Source organism: Caballeronia sp. AZ7_KS35 (assembly GCF_023631045.1).
Lineage (GTDB): Bacteria > Pseudomonadota > Gammaproteobacteria > Burkholderiales > Burkholderiaceae > Caballeronia > Caballeronia zhejiangensis.
Window position 1 is genome coordinate 1 of sequence record NZ_JALQDV010000066.1, and the last position, 6,247, is coordinate 6,247.

The following is a 6,247-nucleotide window of genomic DNA, read 5'->3' on the forward strand; positions in this document are numbered from 1 at the left end:
GTGGGTGGCGGCGCCGGCGGCGCGGTCACGTCGAACCGTCGCGAGCGCACGGGCGCGATCATCGGCGGCGCGCTCGGCGGCGGTGCGGGCACGGCGGCAGGCAACGCCATGGGCGGCCGCGGCGGCGGTCTGATCGGCGCGGCGCTCGGCGGCGGCGCGGGCGCGGCATTGGGCGGCAATGTATCGCGCTCGAATTCGTACGCGGACGACTACAGCCGCGGCTATAACGGCCATCGCGGCAAGCATCACAAGCATCATCGCCACGACTGACGTTCACGCGTCGGCATGCTGTCTGCGCGCGCCTTTCATCGCATCGAGCACGGTCCTTGAATGCGATGGATGCGCGCAATGATCACGTACGTCGCAGAGGCGCCGCTTTCGGCGTCCGCGCGCTCGCGCGCCGCTTCGCCGGCCCGAGCGCGCATCCAAACGCGAAGCGACGCGTCCTCACCCTGCGCGGGTGCGTCGACTAAGGCTTCAAAACCACCTTGATGCACCCGTCTTGCTTATCGCGGAAGGTTTCGTACATCTGCGGCCCGTCCGCCAGATTCATCCGGTGCGTGATGACGAAGGACGGATCGATCTGTCCTTCTTCGATGCGCTTGAGCAAGTCGTCGCTCCATCGGTTGACGTGCGTTTGCCCCATGCGCCAGGTGAGACCCTTGTTCATCGCCGCGCCGAACGGAATCTTGTCGATCAGTCCGCCATACACGCCCGGCACCGAGAGCACGCCCGCCGGACGGCAGACGTAGATCATCTCGCGCAGCACATGCGGCCGGTCGGATTCGAGCATGACGGCCTGCTTGATTCGATCGTAGATGCCGTCGAACGAGCGCGTCGCGTGCGACTCCATGCCGACGGCATCGATACACTTCTCGGGGCCTTTGCCTTGTGTCAGATCGCGCAAGCGGTCGAGCACGCTTTCGTCCTTGAAGTTGATCGGGATCGCGCCCGCCGCCTGCGCCATCGCAAGCCGCTCGGGAATGTGATCGATGACGATGACCTGTCGCGCCCCCAGCAATATCGCGCTGCGGATCGCCATCTGCCCGACGGGGCCCGCGCCCCAGATCGCGACGGTGTCGGTCGGTTCGATTTCGCAATTGACCGCGGCCTGCCATCCGGTCGGGAAGATGTCGCCGAGAAAGAGCACCTGTTCGTCGGAAAGGCCATCGGGGATCTTGATATGGGTCTTGTCCGCGAACGGCACGCGTACGTATTCGGCCTGTCCGCCCGCATAGCCGCCTGTCAGATGCGTGTATCCGAAGAGGCCGGCCGTCGTATGACCGAAGAGTTCGTCGGCGGCGTCCTTGTTCCGGTTCGAGCGTTCGCAAACGGAGAAATTGCCCCGCTTGCATTGATCGCATTCGCCGCAGATGATCGTGAACGGCACCACGACACGATCGCCCACTTTGAGGGCGGTGTTATCACGGCCGACTTCGACCACTTCGCCCATGAATTCATGACCCATCACATCGCCCGATTCCATGCCGGGCATGAAGCCATCGAACAGATGGAGGTCCGAGCCGCAGATCGCGCAAGTCGATACCTTGATGATCGCATCGCGGCCGTGCTCGATCACGGGGTCCGGAACGGTGTCGTAACGGATGTCTTTCTTGCCATGCCAGATGAGTGCCTTCAAGGTCGCCTCCTGCGGATTGATCCGATCGTCGGATAGGTGCGTCGTCGCTGCCATTCGACTTGCGCAACGCGTATTCCCGCCGAGGCATGGCACATGCACATGCACGCTTGAACGATTCCTCCGACATCAAGGATAAAGCGCGATGACAAACGGTATGGCCGACCTCTTCCGGCGTCTGACGGCAGGCGTCCATGTGATCGGCGTGGCGGACGGCGCGACGAAGAACGCGTTTACGGCGAGCTCCGTCATGCAGGTCTCGTTCGACCCGCTGCTCGTTGCGATCGCAATCAATCCGGCGCATGCGTCCTATCGGATACTGCAACGCGGACGCGCGTTCTCCATCAACGTGCTGCGTTCGGATCAGCAGACGTTGGCCGCGCACTTCGGGACACAATCGGGCCGCGCGATCGACAAGCTGTCGTCGACGCCTTGGAAAACCGGCCGAAGCGGCGCGCCGATACTGCCCGATGCGTTGGCGTACTTCGACTGTCAGGCTATCGGCGATATCGAAGCCGGGGATCATCGCCTCGTGACAGGCAGCGTGATAGACGGTGCGGTGCTTTCTCCCGAAGCGCAGCCGTTGATCTATGCCGCGACGGAAGATCTGGACCGGAGCGCGCAGCTCTACGCCAAGTCGTTCAACGAATCGAAGTAGAAGTTACGCTTGCGGCGGCTGTACGTTGGAGGCGCTCAGGCCGCCGTCTACCGGCGCATCGACGCCGGTGACGAAGCGCGTCGCATGCTGTGTCGAGATTCGTTCATGGATCGATCAGGGAAAAGCGGGTGCTCATTTCAGATCGGCCGGCACCTTGCCGCCGTTCTCCGCGAGCTTCGTCATGACCTGCTTGTGCAGCCAGATGTTCATCGTGGCGGAGTCGTCGGTGTTGCCGGTGTAGTGCAGTTCTTGCGCCAGCGCCTTGCGCGATTCGAGACTGCTATCGAGATCGAGCAGCTTCAGCAGATCGACGATGGACGATCGCCAGTTCAGCGCCGCGCCGTTTTGCTGCTGCTTTTGCGTGAGGATCGCAATGACGTCCACTTCGGGCAATGGCGTGACCGGTGGCCGTGCAGGCTCGACGCCGGGCGTTGCGGGCGTGCCGGCGGCGCCGCTCGCCGAACCCAGAGGCGTGCTGGTCGGATTGCCCGATGACGTCGTGCTCGATGGCGGCGCCGCATTGGGTGCCGCAGGCGGCACGGTCCCGCCGGAAGCGGTTGCCGCCGGATGATCGTGCGGAAAGATCTTGTTCAATATGTTCGAGAAGATGCTCATGTTTTCCTCTGTGCGTCAGTGATGTCGATGTTCCGCGCATCGCGCATCGAGCGTGCCGCGCGTCTCGTCATGCGACGGGCCCGTGCACGAAGTAACGAAGCAACGGCGCGAAGGTCATCGCGTCGGTCGGCTTCGCGCAAAACGCGTCGAATCCCGCTTGCTTCGCGCGTTGCAGATCGGCCTCGCTTGCTGCCGCCGAATGGGCGATAAGAATGGTCCCGGACGTGTTCGCGTCCGCGCGAAGGCGGGCGGCGACTTCGAGCCCGGACATGTCGGGCATCCAGATATCCAGCAGGACGACTTCCGGTTTGCATCGCGTGGTCGCGTCGATTGCGCCGAGGCCGCCGTAGACGGCATCGGCATCGAATCCGCACACGGCCAGAACCATGCTGATGGCGTCGGCCGTATCCACATAGTCGTCGACGACGAGCACGCGCGGCGTGCCGGGCGCGGTTTTCGTTCTACGTGTCCAGATCGCGCATTTCGGTACCAGGTATTCGCTCACGGCACTCATGATTCGTTGGCGCATCGATAACGCTCGAACGGCGCTGCCCCGAGCCGGAGCAGCGCCGCGGGTCTTACACTTCGTTCGCCTTTCCAGCGCCCAGGTCGGCGCCGGTGGTCGGATCGGCGGACGGATCCGAAGCCGTGCGCGATGCCATCGCCTGCAGCACTTCGACATCGCGTTCGGTCACGGTCACGGTGGCCGCTCCGTCGCCGCCATCGACGGCCGGTTGCGGATCTTCGACGAACTTCCAATCGCCGCCTTCGTTCCACGGCCCGCGCGCGTCATTGCCCTTCGACATGTTGAAGTACACGCTCGTGAACTCCGGCTCGCCCGGCAGCTTGCCTTGCGGGAAGTTCGGCTGAATCGAATGAAGCGCCTTTTCAAACGACTTCTGATGCGCGATTTCGCGCGTCATCAAAAAGCCCAGCGCTTCCTTGATGCCCGGATCGTCCGTCACGTTGATGAGACGCTCATAGACGATCTTCGCGCGTGCCTCAGCGGCGATATTCGAGCGCAGGTCGGCCGTCGGTTCGCCGATGGTGTCGATATAGGCAGCGGTCCAGGGCACGCCCGCCGAGTTGGTGAGGGCAGGGCCGCCGCCATAGAGCAGCGCGGTGGTGTGCGAATCGTTGCCGCCGCCCGTGAGCGAGCGATACAACTCGGCTTCCGATTCCACTGCTTCCGCGAGCTGGCCCTTTGCGCCCTTGTTCAGCATCGCGACGATCGAGCCGATCACTTCGAGATGGCTCAGTTCTTCGGTGGCGATATCGAACAACAGGTCCTTGCGGCCCGGATCGTCTTCGCCGACAGCTTGCGTGAAGTACCGGCACGCGGCAGCCAGTTCGCCCTGCGGCCCGCCGAACTGCTCGAGCATCAGATTGGCGAGACCCGGATTGGGCGCGCTCACGCGGACGGTGTATTGCAGACGCTTGTTATGCACGAACATTGCATGGCTCCTTTTAGGGCGCACGAAACCCTTCACGGTCCCGGCGCGAATCATCAAGGTTGGACGGTTATGCTCGCAGCGACCAAGAGGACGTCGAAGGCGTCGGTTACGGTCATGCTGCTGCAAGCCTCAGCGCGATGCATCGCGCTGGCGTATCGCGGGGGAAAGCCGCGTCGTGGAATGGAAGGCCGGCTGTCCGGATCGAAGTCCGCGGCATCGGCCTGAATGGGAATCAGCAACGCGTATGCCACGCGATTCAACTGACTTCGAAGGAGCGGGCATCGACGATGCTTGATGCCGAGCGGATGAATCAACGGAGACAACCATGAACGTCAAGTCGCTTATGGGACGAACCTTCGCGTGGCCCGCACGCACGTTCAAACGTTTCAGCGCGGATCGTGCTGCGCCGATGGCCGCGAGCATCGCGTTCTATTCAGCGTTCTCGCTCGCGCCGACGCTCGTCATGGTGATCGCCGTCGCGGGCCTCGTGTTCGGCGCGGAGGCCGCTCGCGGTCAGCTCTTTCATCAGATCAACGGCATGCTCGGCAAGGATGCCGCCGCGAGCGTGCAGGCGATCGTCGAGCACGCGCATCAGAGCGGCGGAAGCGGCATTGCCGCGGTGATCTCGTTCGTACTGCTGGCCGTGGGCGCATCGGCGACGTTTTCATCGTTGAACACGGCGCTATCGATCATCTGGCCGAAAAGCGGCAGAGAAAAATCGGGCGTCGCCACGCTCGTCAAGGTTCGGCTGATCTCCTTCGGTCTCGTGATGGGCGTCGCGTTCCTGCTGATCGTGTCGCTCGTGCTGGACACCGCCGTGCAGGCCGCGGGCAAATGGGTGTTCGGGGAATCGCCGCTCGTCGTCATCGGCGACATCGTGCAGTTCGTGCTCGGTCTCGCGATCCTTTCGTGCGCTTTCGCCGCGCTGTTGAAGTATCTGCCCGATGGTCACGTACCGTGGCGCGATGCGCTCGTAGGCGGCGTTATCTCCGCGGTGCTGTTCTCGGTCGGCAAGAAGCTGTTCGCGCTCTATCTCACGCATGCCGGGACCGCGAGCGCATTCGGCGCGGCCGGCTCGCTCGCCGTGCTCCTGATGTGGCTGTATTTCGCGGCAGCCGTCATGCTGCTGGGCGCGGAAGCCGCTGCAACGCGAGTCGAGGCGCGCGAAGGCAAGACCGACGAATCGAACGAGAAGCGCGAGCCTCATGCAGCGCCGGCGACGAACGTGCCCGCCACGACACGTCCGCAAACCGCGCCCGCGATGCAAACGCGCCCGAGCGTCGCGCCGAACGGTTCGCCGGTGATCGCGAAGGTAATCGGTGCGGTAAAAGCGAACCCGAGTCGATTCGCAATCGCCGCGGCAGGCGCGACGCTCTTCGTGTTCGCGAGGGGCGGACATCGACATCACACGGAAAGACGTTACTGAGCAACTTCGGCACGGCGGATGCTGCGAAACGCGTGAGCGTTCGGCAAGGAGCCACACATGCAAGGGCATTTCGACGACCTGATGAAGCGGGCCATCTATTCAGGCTCCGCTGCGGGACTGGCTTCGGCTTGCGCCGCGTCGACCGCGGCCGTTCGCGCGGGACACGAGCCATACGCGGCGATCAACGCCGTATCCCATTGCTTATGGCCGAGAGCAATCTGGCATGAAGAACCGAGCTTCAGATACAGCGCGTTCGGCGCAACCATTCACATGGGAAGCGCGGCTTTCTGGGGCGTGTTGTTCGAGTCGTTATGCGGACCGCGTTCCCGGCCGGCGACGATCGTCGCCGCCGCCGCGACGACCGCGCTCGTCGCCGAAGTCGTCGATTACCAAGCCGTGCCCAAACCACACAACACCCCCATAGAAGCTCATCAGTCTAACCTCTCGCTCCCGAACAA

General features: G+C 63.5%; 7 protein-coding genes and 1 pseudogene. 4 read left to right on the forward strand and 4 right to left on the reverse strand.

What is annotated here, in order from left to right; genetic code table 11:
• Positions 1-270, forward strand: a pseudogene (locus tag NCT05_RS34650) (hypothetical protein); the annotation flags it as partial.
• A 199-nt stretch (positions 271-469) separates the two neighbouring features.
• Here the strand turns inward: NCT05_RS34650 and NCT05_RS34655 are convergent.
• Positions 470-1,639 (reverse strand): zinc-dependent alcohol dehydrogenase, encoded by a 1,170-nt coding sequence (locus tag NCT05_RS34655; RefSeq protein ID WP_250504456.1) that lies wholly within the window; start codon positions 1,637-1,639, stop codon positions 470-472.
• 142 nt (positions 1,640-1,781) lie between these two features.
• On the opposite strand from NCT05_RS34655, the gene NCT05_RS34660 reads away from it, so the two are divergent.
• Positions 1,782-2,294, forward strand: coding sequence for a flavin reductase family protein (locus NCT05_RS34660; protein ID WP_250504457.1), 513 nt, complete (start codon positions 1,782-1,784; stop codon positions 2,292-2,294).
• A 132-nt stretch (positions 2,295-2,426) separates the two neighbouring features.
• On the opposite strand, the gene NCT05_RS34665 is transcribed toward NCT05_RS34660, so the two are convergent.
• The 3 genes from NCT05_RS34665 to NCT05_RS34675 form a co-directional block, all read right to left on the reverse strand.
• Entirely contained in the window at positions 2,427-2,909 is a 483-nt protein-coding gene (locus tag NCT05_RS34665) for a DUF3597 domain-containing protein (RefSeq protein ID WP_175982181.1), read from the reverse strand.
• A gap of 67 nt (positions 2,910-2,976) precedes the next feature.
• Positions 2,977-3,423 carry a response regulator gene (locus NCT05_RS34670; RefSeq protein WP_008345755.1) on the reverse strand — a complete coding sequence of 149 codons (447 nt, stop codon included), beginning with the start codon at positions 3,421-3,423 and terminating at the stop codon, positions 2,977-2,979.
• A gap of 64 nt (positions 3,424-3,487) precedes the next feature.
• The gene (locus NCT05_RS34675) at positions 3,488-4,363 is read right to left on the reverse strand and encodes a manganese catalase family protein (protein ID WP_008345754.1); all 876 of its coding nucleotides are present in this window, start codon (positions 4,361-4,363) and stop codon (positions 3,488-3,490) included.
• Positions 4,364-4,688: 325 nt separating this feature from the next.
• Here NCT05_RS34675 and NCT05_RS34680 point away from each other — a divergent pair, with 325 nt between their 5' ends.
• Both NCT05_RS34680 and NCT05_RS34685 read left to right on the forward strand, forming a co-directional pair.
• Positions 4,689-5,789: a YihY/virulence factor BrkB family protein gene (locus NCT05_RS34680; protein WP_250504458.1), complete on the forward strand. Its 1,101-nt coding sequence runs from the start codon at positions 4,689-4,691 to the stop codon at positions 5,787-5,789.
• 57 nt (positions 5,790-5,846) lie between these two features.
• Positions 5,847-6,247 (forward strand): hypothetical protein (locus NCT05_RS34685; protein WP_250504459.1); only part of this gene is annotated, 401 nt, incomplete at its 3' end.